The organism is Pseudodesulfovibrio nedwellii (assembly GCF_027923765.1).
Taxonomy (GTDB): domain Bacteria; phylum Desulfobacterota; class Desulfovibrionia; order Desulfovibrionales; family Desulfovibrionaceae; genus Pseudodesulfovibrio; species Pseudodesulfovibrio nedwellii.
The window spans coordinates 755,586-776,254 of record NZ_AP026709.1 but is presented as its reverse complement, the minus strand read 5'-3'; the positions used below and the strand labels follow the sequence as shown (position 1 = coordinate 776,254).

Sequence of the window (20,669 nt, the reverse complement as noted above, 5' to 3'; positions counted from 1 at the left end):
TCATAGGTTGATTTGTTTCAACCATTATAGGAGGTTGTAGTATGAGTATTGTTATTGATCCTGATGAATGCATCGGCTGTGAATCTTGTGTCGAAATTTGTCCTGAAGTTTTTGAAATGGATGAAGACGGTGAAAAGGCTATTGTGATCAAAGAAGATTCCACTGCTGATTGTGTGGATGAAGCTATTGAAACATGCCCCAATGAAGCTATCTCCAAGTAAAAAATCACATCTGTGATAAAAAAAAGACCGCATTCTGTGCGGTCTTTTTTTTATTGTCTCATTTTTTCATTTATTGTGATTCTTCAAAAGTTTGTCGTAATTCCTCAATACGGTCCCGATTGCCGTCGAAATCAAAGAAGTCTCCACGAGAGATGGCGTGGACGTGGATGACTCCTGCATGCTGATCATAAAAAAACTCAGCGTCGTCCATGGTGCGCATGACAGTACTCTTGAATTCGGCACGAAGGTAGTTGTCTTGAACCAACAACACCTTGCCGCCGAAGATAGAATCGATGGCATTGCCAAGATCAACCATGACGATTTCAGGATCTCCATTGGCTTTGATAGGGGCAATTTTGTGTTTGGCGTCGTTTGCTTGGGAAGAGACGCAGTCGTCGGATTCACCACAGGTGGCGAATACGCCCTCGTGCATGCCCATTTCAGGGGCTTTACTAGCGCAAGCACTCAATGAGATTAAAACCAAAACACAAAAAATGGAGCGAATATGTATCTGTTTCATGGGAGCAATCTATTGCAAAAGAGGCTTGAAATGCAACTAATTTCAGTAATAAAAGGCAAGTCGATCAGACTTTATGTCCATGCCATAGAAAATGGTCCAGATTTATTTTGTCCGATGGGTCGAAGATGATACCTTCATTGATAAGTAATTCTTTTTGATCATCATAACCTTGTTGACGGGCAAGGGATATACGGCCTTCCCTGTTAATAACTCTGTGCCAGGGAAGTTTTTCTTTTCGAGAACATGAATGGAGAATGCGAGCAATTTGCCGAGCTGCTCGTCGATTGCCCGCCATTGTTGCAATACCTCCATATGTAATAACTTTTCCGAAAGGAATTGAACGGATAATCTCTACGACTTTCAATGTGAATGGTGAAGATGACATTTCATATTAATATGATGGTTATGTGCAGAGAGCAAGTCTCTCTCGTATTATTAATATGGGAGACATGTTGACTTGTAGTGATGATTATCAGATACCGATAAGTATGAAAATTTCTTATCGTATTCTCATCGTTTTGGTAATGGTTATGTTTTCCTTTCCGGTTGCGAATGCTTTCGCTTTACAGATTGAACCGTCCACACTTCAGGAGCGATGCGTTGTATGTCATACGGCTGATCGTATTTGCGTCAATCTTGGTAAGGGAGAGAATTTTTGGGGGCCGACGGTTAAACGTATGGCTTCCAATGGTGCAAAAGTTTCAGATGATGAAATCGCGGCATTCTCCATATTGTTGAGTGGGCAGATTCAGACTGTTACTCAAATTTTGAACTGTGTCTCTACTCAAAAAGCTGACACGGTTGTTTTTTCATCGCAAAAGATGCCGATTTTTGTGTCCCTTGGACATCCTATTTTCATGACGCTTGCGCTTTTCCTGTCTTTTTGGGTGGCATGGCAGGGGATCAATCGTGTCAGAATATCTCTTTTTAAGCATAAGGTTCAGTTTAATTGGAAAGGGCATGTACGCTATGGAATAATTGTCATGAGTACATGGTTTTTCGGTATGATTGCCGGTGGCATCATGGCTAAACTCATCTATGGCGCGACAGGTATGACCGGTGACCATCGAACAATCGCAATGATTATGTTGCCATTGATTCTTTTCGGTGAAGGCTCTGGTTTGTATATGAAATTTAAAAAAGCCCCGAGAAAGATTCTGCCCATATTCCATGGGGTAAACAATCTTGTGTTGGTTTTATTGGCTTTCATGCAGCTTTATACCGGTTTTAATCTTGTGAGAGGATTGTTTTAGCCCATAATTGCGAAACCAAGGAGTCGTTCATGAAAAAGTCTTGTTTGATTGCTCTCTGTATGGCGTTTGTTTTCACCTTCCTCGCTGGTTCTGCTCTGGCGGAAGGGAAACCTGGTCCCGATGCAAAAGAGTTGTGGAATTATATAACCAATGTTGATCCATATACTGAATGGGGTTTCTGGCCGGATCATGAAGGAATGCAACCAGGGCGTGCTCCGCATGGTCCAAAACATAAGGTTTATGTGAATTCGGCAGGGTTGAATTCGAAAATGCCGCCGGTGGCGTGTGGTACAATTGAGGTTAAAGAGAATTACAGCTCGGATGAAAAGCTTATGGCGATTACAGTTATGTATAAGGTGAGTGGGTACAATCCGAGCGATGGAGATTGGTTCTGGGTGAAATATTCGCCAGATGGCACGGCGGATAAGGCCGGAAAACCTGCTGGTTGTATTGGTTGCCATGGGACGCGTGCTGCCAACGATTTTATTTTGGTACATGAATTTAAGTAGCAATTTCATTGAGTAATAAAAAAGCCCGGTTATGAAACCGGGCTTTTTTATTAGGCTGACAACACGCTTTTGATTTGTTTGATATTTGGTATGTCCGCCATGGAATGACCATAATAAACGAATTTTAAAATTCCGTGTGTATCTATCAACATTTGTGCAGGCATTCTGCCTAATTTTAAAAGGCTTACTTCTTGATCATAAAGATTCAGCACGGAGTGTTTTGGGTCGGGAAGTCCTACAAATAGCAGTTTCTCTTTTTCCCAATATTTTATGAACGATTGTGGTTTCTCTGGTCCGATTACGAATACTTCAATGTTTAAGGTTTTAAGTAGTTCGTATTCTTGACGCAACTGCGCCATGTGCTTTCGGCAGAATGGTCACGAGAAACTTCTGTTAAAAATGAGGAGCACATGTTTTTTTTGAGTATAGTCGGATAGTGAAACCGTACGGCCTCTTATATCTTCCAAAGTAAAGTCAGGGGCTTGTGAGTTTATTACGACACGCATGATTTACCCCGTTATTTTTGTACGTTATTCATGAAAAAAGAATTGTATGTGGTTAATTATTTATACAAGAATTTTATGTTTCTTCTTTAAATACATGATTATTGCAATTATAGACAATATTCTTGATGAATTTTAATCAATCCTCGCTGGACGTATATAATCTTGTTGATCATCTCTTGTTGAAAAAAACAGATTTCCAAGGTCTGAAATGCCCTTGACAATGCCATCAAAATGTCTTCATCAATCACTGCTTATTGTCAAAAGTAAGGGCGATAAAGATATCATGATGTCTTTGAGTCTTCCATTGGGTTAACATTTCCAAACAAGTATTCGAGTCTTATGGGAAAGCATATCATTGAAGAGGCGAGTCGCTGCTTGCAATGCAAGAAGCCGTTGTGCAGCAAAGGGTGTCCGATCAGTACCCCTATTAATGAAGTCATCAAACTCCTGCTTGACGGGAAAACCTATGAAGCGGGCGAACTTCTGTTCAACAATAATCCGCTTTCGGTCGTTTGTTCTCTCATTTGTCCGCATGAAAATTTTTGTGAGGGACATTGCATCCTTGGAAAGAAAAGTTCTCCCATTCAAATCAGTGACATTGAGAATTATATATCCGGGTATTATTTGGAGCAGATTCAGCAAAGAAAGCCTGAACATGAGAACAATGGGAAGAAAATTGCCATAGTCGGGTCCGGACCTGCCGGTCTTACTGTTGCCTTTATCCTTGCCTCCAAAGGTTTTGATGTGACTATTTTTGAATCCGAAGACAAGATCGGTGGAGTCCTTCAATATGGTATTCCCGATTTTCGTTTGCCTAAAAGCCTTTTGGTCAAGCTCAAGAAGATGTTGGAACGACTGGGTGTTAAAATACGTCCCAATATGGTCATCGGTCCGATTATTACACTTGAAGACCTTTTGCGCGATGGATACAAAGCAATCTTCATCGGTACAGGCGTCTGGAGTCCTAAACCGTTACGTATCAAAGGTGAAACCTTGGGAACGGTCCACTACGCGATTAATTATCTCAAAAATCCCAATGTATATTCTCTAGGCAAGCGAGTATTTGTTATCGGTGCGGGAAATGTGGCTATGGATGTCGCCAGAACGGCCCGACGCAAGGGCGCGGAAGAGGTAACAGTTCTATATCGTCGTGGTGAGGAGAACATGTCCGCCACCAAGTATGAATATGAATACGCCAAACTTGATGGTGTTTTATTTCAGTTCTACACGGCACCTCTTGAAATTCTCGATGATGGTATTCGCTGCGTCAGGACTCATCTTGAGGAACAGGATGGTTCCATGCGCCTTGTTACTGAAGACGGTAGCGAACATTTTCTTGAGGCCGATACAGTTTTCATTGCGGCCAGTCAGACTCCAAGAGATAATCTGTCCGGTATTGAGGTCGGCAAAACCGGTCTCATCATAACCAATGAAGATGGTCGAACCACTCGAGAAGGGGTTTTTGCTTCAGGTGATGTTGTCACAGGCGCCAAGACTGTGGCTGAAGCGGTGAATCTTTCCAAACGTTCTGCACAAGCCATTATGGATTATGTCGCAACTTTGAAAGAATAATTCAAAATTATTGTCTCAAAAAAACAACTCCCTGAAATCACAATAAGTGGACTCAGGGAGTTTTGCGTTGTGGTTAATCGTTTTCAATCCCTTGATATTCCGTGCTGTTTGATGAGGACATAAAATCGAGCGCGAGAAATCCCTGCGACTTCGCATGACTTTTTGACATCCCCCCCGGTTATATCAAAAAGATTAAGAAGATACCTTTTTTCCATTTCTTCATACTGGAGATTTCGATACTCCTTGAGAGTCGGGAAATCTTGTGGATCAATACGTAAGTGGTCCTGATGTTCTTCTTTACTGGTTCCTTTTTCCATGTCACGTCGAGCAATTTCAGCACGGATGGCACGCGGCAGATGACGAGGGTAGAGGATCGATTCTTTGCCAGCTCGTGAAAGGGCTTGTTCAATGGTGTTTTGGAGTTCTCGGATGTTGCCTGGCCATTCATAGTTCATCAGTGCATCCAAGAAATCAGGCGAAAATCCTTTGCTCGCCATTTTAAGTCGTTTGGAATGATGCTGAATAAATTTACATGTCAATTCGTTAATGTCTTCTGTCATTGCCCGAAGCGGTGGAAGCTGCATGCGGATACCGCGCAGCCGATAGAAAAGATCTCGCCGGAAGTCGTCTTTTTCAACCATGGCCTCAAGATTTCGATTGGTTGCAGCTACAAGGCGAAAATCACTCTGGATTTCTTTCATTCCTCCAACGGGGCGAAAACTGCGTCCTTCCAGTACTCGTAAGAAAACTTTTTGCATGGATAGAGGAAGTTCTCCTACTTCATCGAGAAAGAGAATACCGCCGTCAGCTTGTTTAACAAGACCAACAGAATTCCTGTCTGCACTTGTGTATGCTCCACGTTCATGACCAAACAGCAGGTTCTCTGCCAAAGTGTCTGGAAGAGCGGCACAGTCCACGACAACAAAAGAATTTGCGGCACGTTCACTGTTTTTGTGAATGGCTCGTGCGAAGAGTTCCTTACCTGTCCCAGTTTCTCCGGTGATAAGAACATTTGCATCTGAGCTGGCAGCATGAGCCAGTGTATCTAGGCAGGATTGAAGCAGGCGGCTGTTGCCAATGATACCGGAACGACGCAGGGAACACCGGATACCTCCGCTGTATCGTTCTTCATGGTACTCTATGACACGCCTGATAAGGACGAGAAGTCGCTGCATGTTCAGCGGTTTGGTGATGTAATTCCATGCACCGTTCTGAATGGCCAATTCCGCCATGTCAGGATTTCGGCTACGGGAAATGACAATGACTTCAGGAAAGGACGGAATTTCTCTGATCGTTGCGAGGTAAGCAAGACTGTCTCCGTCCGCAAGATCATCTCCAAGCAGTACAGCCTTGTAGTCACCGGTGTGAAGCAGGCCCATCGCACGTGACAATGTATCACAGTCTGCCGTCGGCAGGCCGTGTGTTGCAAGAGCTTTCCCCAAGGCTTGAGTAAAACTCCTGTCTCCATCAATAATGAGAATTTCGGCCATGACGTAATTCTCCCTCTTCCCACAAAGAAGTCCTCACATAATTATACCATGAATTGTGCGGGAATTGTCAAATCTGTCTACATCTTGAAATTGTTGAAGAAAAAAACATATCGTTTTGAGGGAATTAAAAAGTCTCGTCTAACAAGACACTCAACGCTCTTTAAAGGATGAGAGACTCTTGAGAGTCCTCGCACAATCTTTTGCAAATAATTTCATCCTATGAATGGCAGGTGACTCTCTTCAGGGCGAGGATGTGTCTTGTTTTGCAAGACTCATCTTGTACGAGAAGACGTTTTAAGCCTGATTTTCAAGGAAAAACAGCGCGTCTGCCAATAGACTCTCTCTCCATCAATCGAGAATATCTATACAACTCGAAAGCGGTACGCATCTTGTTCTTAGAGAGCAAGTGAGAATCGTCCGGGAGTAACGCGGATATCCGGGAAAATGAATTTCCTTTTGGTTCAAGCGGGGTTGCTGATTCAAGGGCAACAATATTCAAGCGGTTCGCGTAGCGCGACACTCTCATACTCTCCATGTGAACGCCCCGGAAAAGAGAAGACAAGGGAATACGGCAAGGAGGTATCACGAATGCGGCGCAAATGGGATGCACGGAAAAAAGCAAAGATCGTCTTGGAAGGCCTTATGGGAGGGTGCGTCAATGACTTGTGTCGCTCCCACGACCTGCGACCCGGACAGTATTACAAGTGGCGAGGGCAATTCCTGGAGCAATGCCATCAGATTTTTGAAAAGCGACCAAATCTTTCGAGTGAATCTGAGTTGATCGCTGAAAATGAAGAACTCAAAAAACTGGTGGGCGAACTGACTTTGGAACTGACCAGCGGCAAGAGCAGTCGTTGACACGTCGAGGAATGGAGGAACCATGGGCAACAAAATCGGAGTATACATCTGTCACTGCGGTTCGAACATCGCGGGAAAGGTCGATTGCGAAGACGTGGCCAGGTATGCCGGAAAACTCAAGGACGTGGCGGTCTCTCGAGACTACCAATTCATGTGTTCGGACCCGGGACAAGAAATGGTTATCAAGGATATCCGCGAATACGGCCTCAATCGGGTCGTCGTGGCATCCTGTTCGCCGCGTCTGCATGAAAAGACGTTTCAGAAGGCTTGTGCAAGAGCTGGGCTGAATCCTTATCTCATGCAACACGCATGTATTCGTGAACATTGTTCATGGACAACCGCTGACCCGGATGAAGCGACAGCCAAGGCCAAGCACATTGTCGAAGCGGCTGTTGATAGAGTGGGTGATCATGAGAAGCTCTTTTCTCGCGAAGTGGATGTCCTGCCGGATGTCATGGTCGTTGGTGCTGGCATCGCCGGTATTCAGGCCTCTCTTGATATCGCAAAATCGGGACACAAGGTTCATCTGGTTGAAAAAAGTCCATCAATTGGTGGACATATGGCCCAGTTCGACAAGACGTTTCCGACGTTGGATTGTGCGGCCTGCATCTCTACCCCCAAGATGGTGGCAGTGTCGCAGGAACCGAATATCAATCTTATGACGTGGAGTGAAGTCGAGGACGTTTCCGGTTTTGTCGGGAATTATACCGTGACCGTGAAGCACAAGCCTCGCTACGTCAACGAAGCTATTTGTACTGGATGCGGTGCCTGTCTTGAAAAGTGTCCAACCAAGGCCTTGAATGAGTTTAACGAAGGGCTTTCCATGCGAAAGGCCATTTATCGGAATTCGCCACAGGCTGTGCCGAGTACGCCGGTCATTGATGGTTCAATTTGCAAAAAGATCACCAAGGACAAGTGCGGAATTTGTCAGACTATATGTCCTACCGGGGCCATTGATTATACAATGAAGGAGACTCATGAAGTCTTTAATGTTGGTTCCATCGTACTGGCTACCGGATACGATGCCATGGACCCGACACCGTTGTACGAATACGGTTTTGGTCGTTTTGACAATGTGTACACCGCGCTACAATTCGAACGGCTTAACAATGCAGTTGGTCCCACCGAGGGAAAGATCGTCTTGAAGAATGGCGAGGCGCCCAAGAGTGTCGGTATAATTCATTGTGTGGGCAGCCGCGATAAGAATTATCACGAATACTGTTCGCGCACCTGTTGCATGTACGCCCTCAAGTTTGATCATCTTATCAAAGACAAGGTCGGACATGACACCAAAGTGTATAATTTTTATATTGATATGCGGTGTTTCGGTAAAGGGTACGAAGAATTCTTCAAGCGTGTGCAGGAAGAAGGCGTGACCTTTATTCGAGGCCGTCCGGCTGAAGTTGTGCAGGAAGACGATTCGCTGGTCATCGTCGGCGAGGATACCTTGCTCGGAATGAACGTGCGGGTGCCTGTGGACATGGTCATTCTTTGTACCGCCATGGAAGCACGGAGTGATACAAATGAAGTGGCACGTATCTTCGGTGTGGCCCAAGGGCAGGATGGTTTCTTCCTCGAAGAGCATCCCAAGCTTGGTCCGGTTTCTACCGCAACAGATGGTGTGTTCCTTGCTGGAGCCTGTCAGGGACCAAAGGATATCCCTGATGCCGTTGCCCATGCTTCAGGTGGTGCAGCGCAGGCCCTTGCGCTTGCGGCTAAGGGAACGGTCTCCATCTCTCCTACAACCTCGTGGATCGACCCGGACGTGTGCATCGGATGCAAGGTGTGTATCGACTTGTGCCCATACTCGGCCATTGAATTTGATGAACGACGACAAATTTCGGTCATCAATGAAGCCATGTGTAAGGGGTGTGGCAGCTGTGCCGGTTATTGTCCGAGTGGAGCCGCACAGATCAAGCACTTTAATCAGACACAGATATTCAATGAAATCGATGGAATGCTTGGCATGATGTTTGACCTTGTGCCTCCTGAGGGCGAGGGACAAATAGCTGAGGCCGTCAGCGACAATCAACCAGGCGAAGCCTAGGAGGCAGTGATGAGTAGTGAATTCGAACCGACCATTTTAGCTTTTGTCTGCAACTGGTGCACCTACACCGCAGCAGATCTCGCTGGAACGTCGAGAATGGTGCAACAGCCGAATCTTCGATTGGTACGCGTTATGTGTACCGGCATGGTGGACCCCAAGTACATCGTAAAGTCGCTCCTTTCCGGAGCTGACGGAGTGCTTGTCAGTGGGTGTCATCCCGGTGATTGCCATTATATCAATGGCAATTACAAGGCCCGACGTCGGGTTAAGCTCCTCAACGAAATCCTGCCTCAGTTTGGAGTTGAAAGGGAGCGCGTCAAGCTGACTTGGGTAGGAGCGAGTGAAGGGAATGAATTTGCGGAAACGGTAAATTCTTTCATTAACGAAATCAGAGAACTCGGTCCCATGGAAGCGCGTTCCATGGCCGTGGTTTAGACACTGGGAGGTGGCGACATGGCGACCACTGTGAAAATACAGGTTGAAAATAACAACCCGGTTGTGGCGATACAAGGCTTTTTGCGTGGCTTGTTGGAAGACGAGTCATTAGGCGGAGTCGTGGTGCCGGTTCATCTGTTTGACAAGGGACTCCCCATGCCGACGTTGGTGACTGACCCTGATCAGCTTTCAGGTGCGGACCCTTTGGCTCCGGCATTTCCCCTGAACAGTGCAAAACTTCTGTCGCGATTGACGCGTGGTCAGTCCGGCGAACGTATAGCTGTTGTTATGCGCCCCTGTGAAATTAGGGCATTCGTGGAATTAGTGAAGCTCAATCAGGGCAGCCTTGATGATGTAATTATCGTGGGGATGGATTGTATGGGGGCCTATGACAACACTGGCTATACGACGTTCGTCGGTGACCGGGAGTCATTTGAGGCAACACTTGCATTTCAAGGACAGCACGGTGGAGCAAATGAGACAGCTGTGAACGGTGTGGATATAGCTCCGGCCTGCAAGTCCTGTGAATTCCCGGCTCCGACCAATGCGGATATTGTTATTGGGATCGCCGGTGCAGATCTGCACGATGCTATTCCGGTCATGGCAGATAGTGCTCGAGGCGAGGCTCTGCTCAATAGCCTTGGGTTGCCCAATATGGAAACCACTGGACGAGACGCAGTGCTTGAATCGCTTATTAAGGTGCGCACTAAAAATCGTGATGCCATGATTGAGGCGACCAAGGCCGCCACTGGTACATTGACCGATTTGTCAGAATATCTGTCGAGTTGCGTGAATTGTTATAATTGCCGAGTGGCTTGTCCGGTTTGTTACTGCAAGGAATGCGTTTTTAATACTGACGTGTTCGAACATAAGCCGTGGCAGTACATGGGCTGGGCCAAGCGTAAGGGAAGTCTCAAGCTGCCCACGGATACTATCTTCTATCATCTGACCCGTATGGCGCATATGTCCATGGCCTGTGTGGGATGTGGACAGTGTTCTAATGCTTGTCCTAACGGCATCCCCGTAATGGAGTTGTTCCGTACAGTCGCAGCTCGGACACAGAAGAGCTTTGACTACGAGCCGGGCAGAAGTCTGGAAGAGTCGCCGCCGCTTTCGGTTTTCAAGGAAGACGAGTTCCAGGACACAGTGTCGCACATGGCCTAATGACAGGTCCCAGTTTCGGGAGGACGTTATGAGGAAGCAATACGGAGCAATGGTGGTAGGCGCAGGAATCGGTGGTATACGCGCCGCTCTCGACCTGGCCGTTACTGGTCACAAGGTCGCTCTTATCGACCGCCGTCCGAACCACGGTGGAATTTTGAGTCAACTTGACCACCAATTTCCGTCCGATCATTGCGGCATGTGTAAGATGCTGCCGCTTATGTCACGGGATTCATCCAGCCAGTATTGCCTGCGCAAGGGGCTGTTTCACGATAATATTGATATTATGCTCTCTACCGAAGTGGCGGAAGTAGAAGGTGAACCGGGCAAGTTCTTTGTCTCGTTAAACCGAACATCGCCTTTGGTGGACCCGACCAAATGTGTTAGTTGCGGCAAGTGTTCCGAGGTGTGCCCGGTTCGAGTGGACAGTGAATTCAACGCTGGATTGACGCAACGGGCAGCTATTTATCTGCCGGTTCCGCATGCCATTCCCAATCAGTATGTACTGGATTTGGACAACTGTTTGCGTTGTTGGAAATGTCATGAAGTATGTCCTACCGGGGCCATTGATTTCAAGTTCGAAGAGCGCAAGGATTTTCATATCCTCGTGGTAGATCGAGATGAAACGGTACAGGAAATGATGCAAGGAAGTCTTGATGAACAGAATTTCCCACTTCATTTTACCGCAAGTGGGCGTGAGGCAGTGGATCAGCTCGCCGAAACCGATCAATTCAGGCTTGTCCTACTTGGATTAAATATTAATGACATGGATGCCGAACGTGTCTTGACACGTTGTCAGGAACTTCACCCGGATATGCCGGTGGTTATTCTGGCAGATGAAAGTCAGGATGAAACCGCTACCGAACTTGTTTTGCAAGGTGCACGCGAATATCTGACCAAGCCGTTGACGGCAAAGAAGTTTGTGCCGTGGCTCGATAAGTTGTTCGTGCGTATTCTTTCAGACACTGTCGAGGAACTGGAAGTCGGAGCCATCGTTTTGGCCGGTGGATTTGAGTGCTACGATCCAAAAACAGATCCTGAGGTTTCATCGGAAATCTGGAATTATGAACACCCCGGCGTACTTACAGCGGTCGAATTCGAACGCCTTTTGAGCGGGACTGGTCCCACAGGCGGCAAGCTGTTGCGTCCCGGTGATGACAAGCCGATCAAAAAGATTGCATGGATTCAGTGCGTTGGCTCGCGCGATGTGCAAAGGAATGCGGATTTCTGTTCTGGGATATGCTGCATGTTTTCCATCAAGGAATCGTTGCTCGCTAAAAAGGTGACCAATGGTGAAGTGGAGACTTCCATTTTTTACATGGATATGCGTACGGCGGGGAAGGGATATCAACGATATCGTATCAATGCTGAAAAAGAACAGGGCGTTCGTTTTGTGCGCAGCCGTCCTCATTCGCTCCTGCCGACGGATGACGGGCAAGACATCAAACTCGAATACTTTGCCGAAGACGGAACAATGGTCACCGAAATCTATGACATGGTTGTTCTGGCCGTGGGAGCACGTCCGCCAAAGAATTCGGACACATTTGCGCAGACAATCGGTATTGATCTCAATCAGTGGGGTTTCGCAGATACGCAGCCGTATTCACCGGAACGCACAAGCGCTGTCGGTATATTCGCAGCCGGGGCGTTTGGTGAACCCAAGGACATCTCCGAATCCGTGATTCATGCAGGCGCAGCAGCGCAAGCCGCGTCCCGTATCATCAAGGCATATGACGTGCTGGCGGGTATTGAGGACGAACCTGAACCCGATTTCCCAGACGTTTCGCGTGAACCACCTCGTACATTGGTGGCAGTCTGTGCATCCTGTCCTACTTTGGAGCAATCCGTTGATATCGAAGCGTTGAGTCTGCGTATGGCCAATGTTCACTCGGTTTGCAAGGTTGTAAGTGTAGGAAGTGCCTGCACGGTAGAAGGGTGGGGCGATATTGAACAGGCGGCCATAGAGTTCAAGCCGAACCGTATTATCATCGGTGCGTGTATGCCTTACGCCTACATTCCCCGTCTCAAGGAATTGGGTAAGACCATTGGTCTGAATCCCGCACTTATGGATGTGGTGGATATCTATACACCGACCTTTGGCCCGGAAACAGATGCACGAACAGCGGAGAAGGAGATTTACGCATCTTTGTCCACGGCTGTAGCACGGTTGCAAGGAGTCGACCCAACACCGCCACCTAATATGGTTGACGTAGAACGGTCGGCCTTGGTTGTCGGTGGTGGATTGGCGGGTATGACAGCGGCTATGGCTATTGCGGATCAAGGCTATGGAGTCTGTTTGGTGGAATCCGAAGAAGAACTTGGCGGCATGGCTATGCGGTTGCATACACAACTCGATGGTTCCGATCCACACAAGTACATGGAAGAACTCATCGCACAGGTGGAAAAGCATCCGAATATCAGGGTGCTCAAGGATTCACGTGTCGTGCTGTCTCGAGGCAGTGCAGGACGGTTCCGTTCCGCCATTGCCAGTCCGGAAGGAGTATTCCCTCTTGAGCATGGTGTCTCCATTCTTGCTACCGGTGCACACGAGGCCAAGGTCTATGAAAGCGGCCTGTGTGTGCATAAGTCGGTGATGACTCATTTCGCATTGGAAGAACAGCTTGCCACAGGTCAGCTTGACGCAGGCATACTTTCTTCGGTTGCCATGATTCAGTGTTGGCGCAAGCCCGGTGAGGACCGTACCTATTGCAGCAAGGTGTGTTGTCCGGAAATGGTCAAGAACGTGCTCGCTCTCAAGGAGCGCAATCCTGATCTGTCGATATACGTGTTCTATCGTGATATTATGATGCCTGGTTTCCTTGAGACCTACTACACGCAGGCACGGAAGGCCGGAGCCATCTTCATTCGATATGAACAGGACGCCCCCCCTCAGGTGAAGTTTGAGGAAGGTAAGCCGGTCATTACGGCCTACGACCCCATTCTTAGGGAAAACATAATCCTCAGGCCAGATATTCTGTCACTTTCGAGTGGCATGGAACCCAATGACATGGATGATATCCAGGAAGTCTTTGGCGTGGAGATTAACGAAGACGGCTTTTATCAAGAAGCGGATTTCAAGTGGCGGCCCGTAGATTTCCTCAAGCAGGGTGTTTACGCGTGCGGAACCGGTTTGGCTCCTCGTCGAATGGGAGAATCTGTTGCTTCTGCAAAGGCTGCTGCTCAACGCGCATTACGAATTCTCAATGCAGAAACTATTGCCCGTGAAACTGTGGTGGCCTCTGTCCGACACTCATTGTGTTCATTGTGTCAGGCGTGTATCGCGGCCTGCCCGTATGGTGCTCGTGTATTGGATATGGAACTCGGTCAGATTCAGGTGGACGAAATCCTGTGTCAGGGGTGTGGCTCCTGTGCGGCAGTTTGTCCTAACAGTGCCACGGTCCTCAAGGGATTCCACGATGGGCCGATGATGTCTGTCATTGACGCGGCACTCGAAGAACCGGCGTAATTCGGAAATATGGAGGAATAACGCCATGAGCGAAGCAGTAAGAAAAACATGGAGCCCGGCCGGAGATGAAATCGAGTTCGTGCTCGCCCAATTAAAGGAAGAAGTCGGGGCCTGTATGCAGTGCGGTACTTGTACGGCATCCTGTCCCAACGGGTTCGCCATGGATATCACTCCACGGGCCATGTGGCGGATGATCCAGTTCGGCATGCTCGACGAGATCCTTGAAAGCCAGACCTTCTGGATGTGTTCATCTTGTTACACCTGCACACTGCGATGTCCACGAGGTCTCAAACTCACTTCGGTCATGGCTTCTCTGAAGAGACTGGCCATGCTCAGTGGCAAAGGACGTAAGAACAGTGCGTTCTATAGAGCGTTCATGGAAAATGTCGAGTCACATGGTCGAGTGCAGGAAATGGGCATGATGAGCAATTATTTCTTCAAACGCATGGATAACCCGACGCTACCGCTCAAGTTTGTACCGCTGGGTATGAAGATGATGGCCAAGGGCAAGGTACATATGCCGGGTGGCGGTCAGGGCGGAGTGCTGAAGCCTATGTTCGCCAAGGCGCGAGAGATGGAGGGATTGTCATGAAATACGCATACTACCCAGGTTGTTCTTTGACTGAAAGTGCGACGGAGTTTGATATCTCTACGCGTGCAGTCATGGAGTATCTTGGTGCCGAATTGATTGAAATTCCAGACTGGACCTGTTGCGGCGCGAGTGCGGCTGAGCCGGTGAGCAAGCTTATGAACTATGCGCTTCCGGCACGTAATCTTGCCCTCACTGAAAAAGAACTCGACGGCATTGATGTGATCGCGCCGTGTTCCGCCTGCTATCTCAACCTGCTCAAGGTGAACAAGGAAGTAATTGGAGACAGGAGTCTGCATGGCAAGGTGAATGAAGTGCTGGCTGCGTCCGGTTTGACCTATTCCGGCAAGGTGGAGGTGCGACATATTCTCGATGTTCTCATCAATGATGTCGGGGCAAAAATTATTGAACAGAAGGTGACAAACAACCTTGAGGGCATGAAGATCGCCCCATATTACGGGTGTCAGATCTTACGACCATACCCGGTGTTTGATGATCCCAAGAACCCTACATCCATGCATCGTGTTCTTACGGCATTGGGTGCAGAAATGCATGAGTGGAATCACGGAAACAAATGTTGTGGTGCTTCGCTCATGGTGGGGCATAGAGATGTGGCACTTCAATCGGTGGCGGCAATACTCGCTGATGCAGAGGGCGCGGATGCCATCGCCACGGTCTGTCCATTATGTCAGATGAATCTTGAGGCATATCAGTCGCAGGCGCAGAAACTTGGAGCCAAACCTATCCCCATTCTCTATCTGACACAATTGATGGGCGAAGCCTTCGGGCTGGAGGATGGGGCCATTCAATTCGAGAAAAACCTGACCATATCGGCTGGGGTCAGGAGGGATATCGCCAACAAGGTCTGGAGCCAGCCGAACCAGGTCGAAAGCGGCGACGATATGGCGGAAGCAAAGGCGGATAACCTCAGCAAGGGGGCAAATCATGTTTAAGGACATCATCGTAGGAGTCACTCCTACCGGAATCGACAACTGCGCGGTTCAGGCAGCAATGGAATTCGCTCGTAAGTTCGAGTCAAAGCTTTACCTCGTTCATGTAGCGGGCATGGCTCAGGGCTGGGGTTCTATCGAAACTCTGGAACCTTCGGGTGAAACTTCACGGCTCAAGGAACAGATCTCTGAAACGTATGCGGAAATGCTTGAGGGAATCCAGGAATCACAGATTATTGTCGTACCGGGTATCCCGCACAACGAGATTCTGCGTCTGGCACGAAAGAAGAACACCGACCTTATCGTCATGGGACCGCACACCAAGGAATACGAGGAAACCCGTTCCAAGATGTGGGGCATGACAGGCAGTACGCTTGAACGCGTGAGTCAGAAGGCCCGCTGTCCGGTCATGATTGTTCACAAGGACGTTGTTTGTAAGGAACCGCTGTATAGTAATATCCTTGTGGCAACCGATTTCTCTGATCAAGCTGAATGCGCCGTAAGTTACGGCGGCCAGATGGCCCGTCAGTACAAGGCCAATCTCAAGATCATGCATGTCGTGGAAAATGGAAACAGTCGCTCTGATGTCATCGGACGACTGGAAGATGAATATGGTCCTCGTCTTGATGGTATCGGTGAATGCGGTTTCGAGGCCTGTCGCGGCAAGCCTTCCATGGAAATTCTGCGCATGGGGAATCAGGCCGATGCAGACCTGATCATCATGGCTCACCATTCCAAGGAACGTGATCCGGAAAAGGCTTTCCTTGGTTCGACGGTCACTCAGGTGGCATTGAATGCACCGTGTCCGACCATGAGCGTCAACCGTCACTTCGATTTGCGTTGCGGCCTTATGTACGACCAGACAGGCGCGGCTGTTCAGACGGAGGCCTTGGCCTAGATAGAAAATTCAGTGTGAATAAAAGTTGAACCTCACGATAAACGGTTTTCGGGAGCGGGCGACCGCTCCCGGGAATCCGGCGGCATAAGTCCGCGAAAGGAGTTAGCCATGGGTGAAGCAGCGCTTCTTCTTGAGCCGAAGCAATCGGAACTGGTGGACAAGGTCCGGGAACTGCTGCCCGAGGGCGGTAATCTGAACATGTGTCTCACGTGTGGAGCCTGTTCTGCAGGATGCCCTGCCACGGGTATGGAAGACATGGACCCTCGCAAATTCGTGCGTTTGGCGCTTATGGGACAGGAAGAAACTATCCGGTCCACATCCTGGGTGTGGTTGTGCACCATGTGTCGACGGTGTGTTCATGCATGTCCCATGGAAGTGGATATCCCACAACTAATTTATCAATGCCGTCAATCGTGGCCGAGGGAAGATCGTCCCAAAGGAATACTTGGTTCCTGCGAACAGGCCTTGAACACCCCCGGCAACAGCGCAATGGGTGCATCCAGCGAAGACTTCAAATTCGTGGTTGAGGATGTGGCCGAGGAAGTGCGTGAAATGCAGCCTGGTCAGGAGAATATTCAAGTCTCTGTCGACAGAAAGGGCGCGTATTATTTCCTGAATCAGAATTCACGCGAACCAGTGACCGAGCCGGACGAAATGGTTCCGCTCTGGAAGATACTTAATCTGGTCGGCGCGGACTGGACATATAGCACCAAAGGATGGGCTGCAGAAAATTACTGCATGTTTCTGGCCGATGATGACGCATGGGAAAATGTGGTGCGCAACAAGGCCGGAGCCGTAGAAGAGCTGGGGTGCAAGGTTTGGCTCAACACGGAGTGAGGACACGAATTTTATGCAGTCCGGGCCGGACTGCAAAAGTTTAATGTTGAACACGACTTCGAGATGGAAAGCATTATTCGGCTGTATGCCCAGTGGATTCGTGAGGGCAAGCTGCCAGTCAACTCCGATTGGAACAAGGACTTGGGCGTGACCTTCACGGTTCAGGACCCGTGTCAGCTTGTACGGAAGTCACTGGGTGATCCGGTGGCCGAGGACCTTCGTTTTGTGGTCAAATCCGTAGTCGGTGAAGAAAATTTCATCGATATGTGGCCGAATAAATCCAACAACTACTGTTGCGGTGGCGGCGGCGGATTTCTCCAGTCAGGTTTTGCAGACGAACGGCGCAAGTATGGTCAGATCAAACTCGATCAGATTCTTCGCACCAAGGCGGACTATTGCATCGCGCCATGTCATAACTGCCATTCACAGATTCATGATCTCAGTGAATACTCCGGCGCACACTTCCCGGTGGTTCACCTCTGGACACTCATTTGTCTTTCGCTCGGTATGCTTGGCGAAAACGAACGTGAATATCTCGGAGATGATTTGAAGAATGTAGGGTTGTAGACAGGAAAGGGATAGACAAGGGAAAGCCCTGTGCTTCGGTTTAATTGCCGAAGGACAGGGCTTTGTTCTCGTAACGAAAGGAAGACTACGCTGCGGAGCGACGACCTCGGTTGGAACTACGCTTTCTTGAATTGGAAAAGCGATTCTTGGGAGGACGGCGGCTGGGTTTGCGAGTGTCTATTTTGGTACTGACGGCGTTGTGATCGAATCCGTCAATGGTATCTTGTTCGATTTTGATACGCATGACCCGCTCAATGTCTTTGATCTGAGAGCGTTCTTCCGGGGTTACAAAACTGACGGCAGTGCCGGATCGACCGGCTCGACCGGTCCGTCCAATACGGTGAGTATAGTTTTCAACGGTGTCCGGCATGTCAAAATTGATGACATGGGAAATGCGGTCGCAATCGATACCGCGCGCGGCGATGTCGGTGGCTACCATAATGTTGAACTGCCCGTTGCGAAATCCGTCCAAAGCTCTTTGGCGTTGTCCCTGGCTCATATTGCCTTGAAGGAAAGTGCAGTTTTCTCCACCGTTACTGAGCTTGCGCGCCAGATTCTTTGCCTTGTGCTTTGTGCGGGTAAAGATGAGTACGCTTTTATGGTCAGTTGCAGCGAGAACTTTTCCCAACAGGGAAAGTTTGAGATGGTTGGGCGCCTTGTACTGAATATGTCCAACGCTTTTTACCGAGACCGTGTTGGCGACCTGAACGGTTTTGGGCTGGTTGAGAATTTTCTCTGCGAGCTTTCTGATATCGGCGGGCATCGTGGCGGAAAAGAGCAGATTCTGCCGTTTGACAGGCAGTTTGGCCAAGATGCGTTTGATGTCGGGCATGAACCCCATATCGAGCATCCGGTCTGCTTCGTCGAGAACCAATGTGTTGATTTGATTAAGGCTGATAGCGTTCATTTTCATGAGACGTACCAATCGACCCGGACAAGCCACGATGATCCGTGAATGGGCGAAGGCCTTGACCTGAGGACTCATGCCCACGCCGCCTATGACGGCAGCACTGCGAATACCGGTTTGTTTACCCAGAGCGATGAAGCTTTCGTGAATCTGCAATGCCAGCTCACGAGTCGGAGCGAGAACCAGAATTTTGGGTGCACCTTTGGCGGGCAGCCTTTCGTCCAGCAAACGTTGCAGAGTAGGCAGGGCAAACGCAGCGGTCTTACCTGTGCCAGTTTGGGCCAATCCCATGACATCGTACCCTTTGAGTACGTGAGGGATTGCCTGAGTCTGGATAGGGGTCGGGGTTTCATAGCCGCATGATTTGATGCCCGCATTAAGACGGTTATCAAAAGAAAAAGAGGAAAAAGCCATACGATCCTTGTGTGAAAAGGTATTAATGACGACGGCGCGCAACAGCGGTCGTGTCCGGATTACCGGATATATATTAAGGGATGGCTCTGGTACGTGGAATAAATCTTGTTTCGATAAACCGAAACGCATGCTGTCCAAATGGGACAAAGAAGTAATCGTGCGTCCAGTTACGCTGAGCAGGTACTACTTGTCCTATTAAGTGACGAAAGTAAAGGAATATTAAAAATGGTGGTTTTGTCTTGACTAATTGGTATGTTGGGGTGGTTTTTTAGTTGAAGTTTTGTTTAAAATTAAGGTCAGATTAAAGCCCCTGTAAAGTAAAGTGTCCTTTTTTAGATGCAATCTTTCAGGAAATAAAAAAAATGAGGCGAAAAATTCAAAGAATAAAACCCGTTTTAAATAAAAAAGAGCTCTGAATCGATGTTCAGAGCTTTTTACTTTCGTGGCGGAGAGGGTGGGAAACCATCAGGTATCCTATCAAATCCCGTAATCATTGAATATTGTCAACATTCATTAATAGCTAATGTAGCAGTTTCAAGAGCTACTAGGACACCTATTTTAGTCTCGATAGGTACTTGTTGAACACCCACCCCTCAACGCTCTCAGCCTGCCCGTTGGCAAAGCCCACTTTTGCCCACTTTCCTGCATGGCCTATCACGGTAACGACTGTATACGGGTACAACTTTCCGACGACATGCGATTTCCTGTTCGTCTTTATGCGAATATTCAAGCGGCTTTCTACCGACACGATGCGTAGCTGCGGGTGGTGTCCGACCTCTTTCAAAATGTGTTGCTTGGTGGCTTTTAATGCTTCTCTGTGGGTGAAGTGTTGGTTGATATTCTTCCCAACAGGAACGCAAATATAAGCCCAAAAGAGGTTGCCAAGTATGACGCTTAACATCCACAGGACGATACTTTTTGTAGCCTTGCCCAGCGGAGACTCTATGACTCTCTCACGAAGCACGGTTAGCGCAGCTATCATCCCCTGCGGCGTTTGTTCCACTTCATCCAGTATGCTTTGAAACTCCGTGTTGATGAAGCTGCCAGCCGCCTCTGCTTCGTTCTTGAGTTCGTCGTCTTGATGATCTTCGGTTTCTTCTAGCGACTCCTCAATGGCCGCCGTCCAATCCACCTTCCGTAGGGTTTCAACGACAGCGAGGAACTCCTTCCCGACAGAATCATCAATAACACCATTAAACGCAGTCCCGACAGCAGCCATTTCTCGTATAGTCTCGCCGAACTGAAGCATCGTAGGAGAACGCATTGCCTCAACAGCACCAACGAATGCGCTTGACCGAAGGGCAGCCCCTAATGCCTGAGTAGCCGGAAAAGTCGCTTTATGGACTGAACGGCTCATTTTAGCGGCAACCTGTCCGAGTGGTGTAAGTGAGCGGTTCATCATGGCCACAGATTCCATCACAGGCTGAAGTGAGCGATTGAATACTGCCATAGAGTCAAGCAGCGGTTGA

19 protein-coding genes are annotated in these 20,669 nt (G+C 48.5%); 13 read left to right on the top strand and 6 right to left on the bottom strand.

Annotation, left to right across the window (positions count from 1 at the left end; translation table 11 throughout):
• The first annotated feature begins 41 nt into the window (after positions 1-41).
• Positions 42-221 (top strand): ferredoxin, encoded by a 180-nt coding sequence (locus SYK_RS03815; protein WP_281762281.1) that lies wholly within the window; start codon positions 42-44, stop codon positions 219-221.
• A 70-nt stretch (positions 222-291) separates the two neighbouring features.
• Here the strand turns inward: SYK_RS03815 and SYK_RS03810 are convergent, their stop codons facing one another.
• Positions 292-741, bottom strand: coding sequence for a DUF1499 domain-containing protein (locus SYK_RS03810; RefSeq protein WP_281762280.1), 450 nt, complete (start codon positions 739-741; stop codon positions 292-294).
• A gap of 64 nt (positions 742-805) precedes the next feature.
• Positions 806-1,126, bottom strand: coding sequence for an MGMT family protein (locus SYK_RS03805; protein ID WP_281762279.1), 321 nt, complete (start codon positions 1,124-1,126; stop codon positions 806-808).
• 103 nt (positions 1,127-1,229) lie between these two features.
• Here SYK_RS03805 and SYK_RS03800 point away from each other — a divergent pair, with 103 nt between their 5' ends.
• On the top strand, positions 1,230-1,994 hold the full coding sequence (locus tag SYK_RS03800) for a hypothetical protein (protein ID WP_281762278.1): 765 nt from the start codon (positions 1,230-1,232) through the stop codon (positions 1,992-1,994).
• Between the two features lie 29 nt (positions 1,995-2,023).
• A complete protein-coding gene (locus SYK_RS03795) occupies positions 2,024-2,503 on the top strand; it encodes a cytochrome P460 family protein (protein WP_281762277.1) in 480 nt (159 codons plus the stop codon).
• Positions 2,504-2,553: 50 nt separating this feature from the next.
• Here SYK_RS03795 and SYK_RS03790 read toward each other — a convergent pair whose 3' ends face one another.
• Positions 2,554-3,009 (bottom strand): peroxiredoxin family protein, encoded by a 456-nt coding sequence (locus SYK_RS03790; protein WP_488663690.1) that lies wholly within the window; start codon positions 3,007-3,009, stop codon positions 2,554-2,556.
• Between the two features lie 339 nt (positions 3,010-3,348).
• Here SYK_RS03790 and SYK_RS03785 point away from each other — a divergent pair, with 339 nt between their 5' ends.
• Entirely contained in the window at positions 3,349-4,581 is a 1,233-nt protein-coding gene (locus tag SYK_RS03785) for an NAD(P)-dependent oxidoreductase (protein ID WP_281762276.1), read from the top strand.
• An 83-nt stretch (positions 4,582-4,664) separates the two neighbouring features.
• On the opposite strand, the gene SYK_RS03780 is transcribed toward SYK_RS03785, so the two are convergent.
• A complete protein-coding gene (locus tag SYK_RS03780) occupies positions 4,665-6,071 on the bottom strand; it encodes a sigma-54-dependent transcriptional regulator (protein ID WP_281762275.1) in 1,407 nt (468 codons plus the stop codon).
• A 588-nt stretch (positions 6,072-6,659) separates the two neighbouring features.
• On the opposite strand from SYK_RS03780, the gene SYK_RS03775 reads away from it, so the two are divergent.
• The 9 genes from SYK_RS03775 (at position 6,660) to SYK_RS03735 (ending at position 17,879) form a co-directional block, all read left to right on the top strand.
• Entirely contained in the window at positions 6,660-6,929 is a 270-nt protein-coding gene (locus SYK_RS03775) for a transposase (protein ID WP_281762274.1), read from the top strand.
• A 22-nt stretch (positions 6,930-6,951) separates the two neighbouring features.
• Positions 6,952-8,976 carry a CoB--CoM heterodisulfide reductase iron-sulfur subunit A family protein gene (locus SYK_RS03770; RefSeq protein ID WP_281762273.1) on the top strand — a complete coding sequence of 675 codons (2,025 nt, stop codon included), beginning with the start codon at positions 6,952-6,954 and terminating at the stop codon, positions 8,974-8,976.
• 9 nt (positions 8,977-8,985) lie between these two features.
• Positions 8,986-9,411, top strand: coding sequence for a hydrogenase iron-sulfur subunit (locus SYK_RS03765; RefSeq protein ID WP_281762272.1), 426 nt, complete (start codon positions 8,986-8,988; stop codon positions 9,409-9,411).
• A gap of 18 nt (positions 9,412-9,429) precedes the next feature.
• Entirely contained in the window at positions 9,430-10,575 is a 1,146-nt protein-coding gene (locus SYK_RS03760) for a 4Fe-4S dicluster domain-containing protein (protein ID WP_281762271.1), read from the top strand.
• Between the two features lie 28 nt (positions 10,576-10,603).
• The gene (locus tag SYK_RS03755) at positions 10,604-14,038 is read left to right on the top strand and encodes an FAD-dependent oxidoreductase (protein ID WP_281762270.1); all 3,435 of its coding nucleotides are present in this window, start codon (positions 10,604-10,606) and stop codon (positions 14,036-14,038) included.
• A gap of 25 nt (positions 14,039-14,063) precedes the next feature.
• Positions 14,064-14,630, top strand: a complete 567-nt coding sequence (locus SYK_RS03750; RefSeq protein WP_281762269.1) for a 4Fe-4S dicluster domain-containing protein — start codon at positions 14,064-14,066, stop codon at positions 14,628-14,630.
• Positions 14,627-15,580: a CoB--CoM heterodisulfide reductase iron-sulfur subunit B family protein gene (locus tag SYK_RS03745; RefSeq protein ID WP_281762268.1), complete on the top strand. Its 954-nt coding sequence runs from the start codon at positions 14,627-14,629 to the stop codon at positions 15,578-15,580. The genes SYK_RS03750 and SYK_RS03745 overlap by 4 nt, the downstream gene beginning before the upstream one ends.
• Positions 15,573-16,475, top strand: coding sequence for a universal stress protein (locus SYK_RS03740; protein ID WP_281762267.1), 903 nt, complete (start codon positions 15,573-15,575; stop codon positions 16,473-16,475). Before SYK_RS03745 ends, SYK_RS03740 begins: the two co-directional genes overlap by 8 nt.
• Positions 16,476-16,583: 108 nt before the next feature.
• Complete coding sequence (locus SYK_RS03735; protein WP_281762266.1) at positions 16,584-17,879, top strand: (Fe-S)-binding protein; 1,296 nt, start codon at positions 16,584-16,586, stop codon at positions 17,877-17,879.
• A gap of 85 nt (positions 17,880-17,964) precedes the next feature.
• Here the strand turns inward: SYK_RS03735 and SYK_RS03730 are convergent, their stop codons facing one another.
• Both SYK_RS03730 and SYK_RS03725 read right to left on the bottom strand, forming a co-directional pair.
• Positions 17,965-19,200 carry a DEAD/DEAH box helicase gene (locus tag SYK_RS03730; RefSeq protein ID WP_281762265.1) on the bottom strand — a complete coding sequence of 412 codons (1,236 nt, stop codon included), beginning with the start codon at positions 19,198-19,200 and terminating at the stop codon, positions 17,965-17,967.
• Positions 19,201-19,753: 553 nt separating this feature from the next.
• Complete coding sequence (locus SYK_RS03725) at positions 19,754-20,599, bottom strand: SH3 domain-containing protein (protein WP_281762264.1); 846 nt, start codon at positions 20,597-20,599, stop codon at positions 19,754-19,756.
• Between the last annotated feature and the right edge of the window lie 70 nt (positions 20,600-20,669).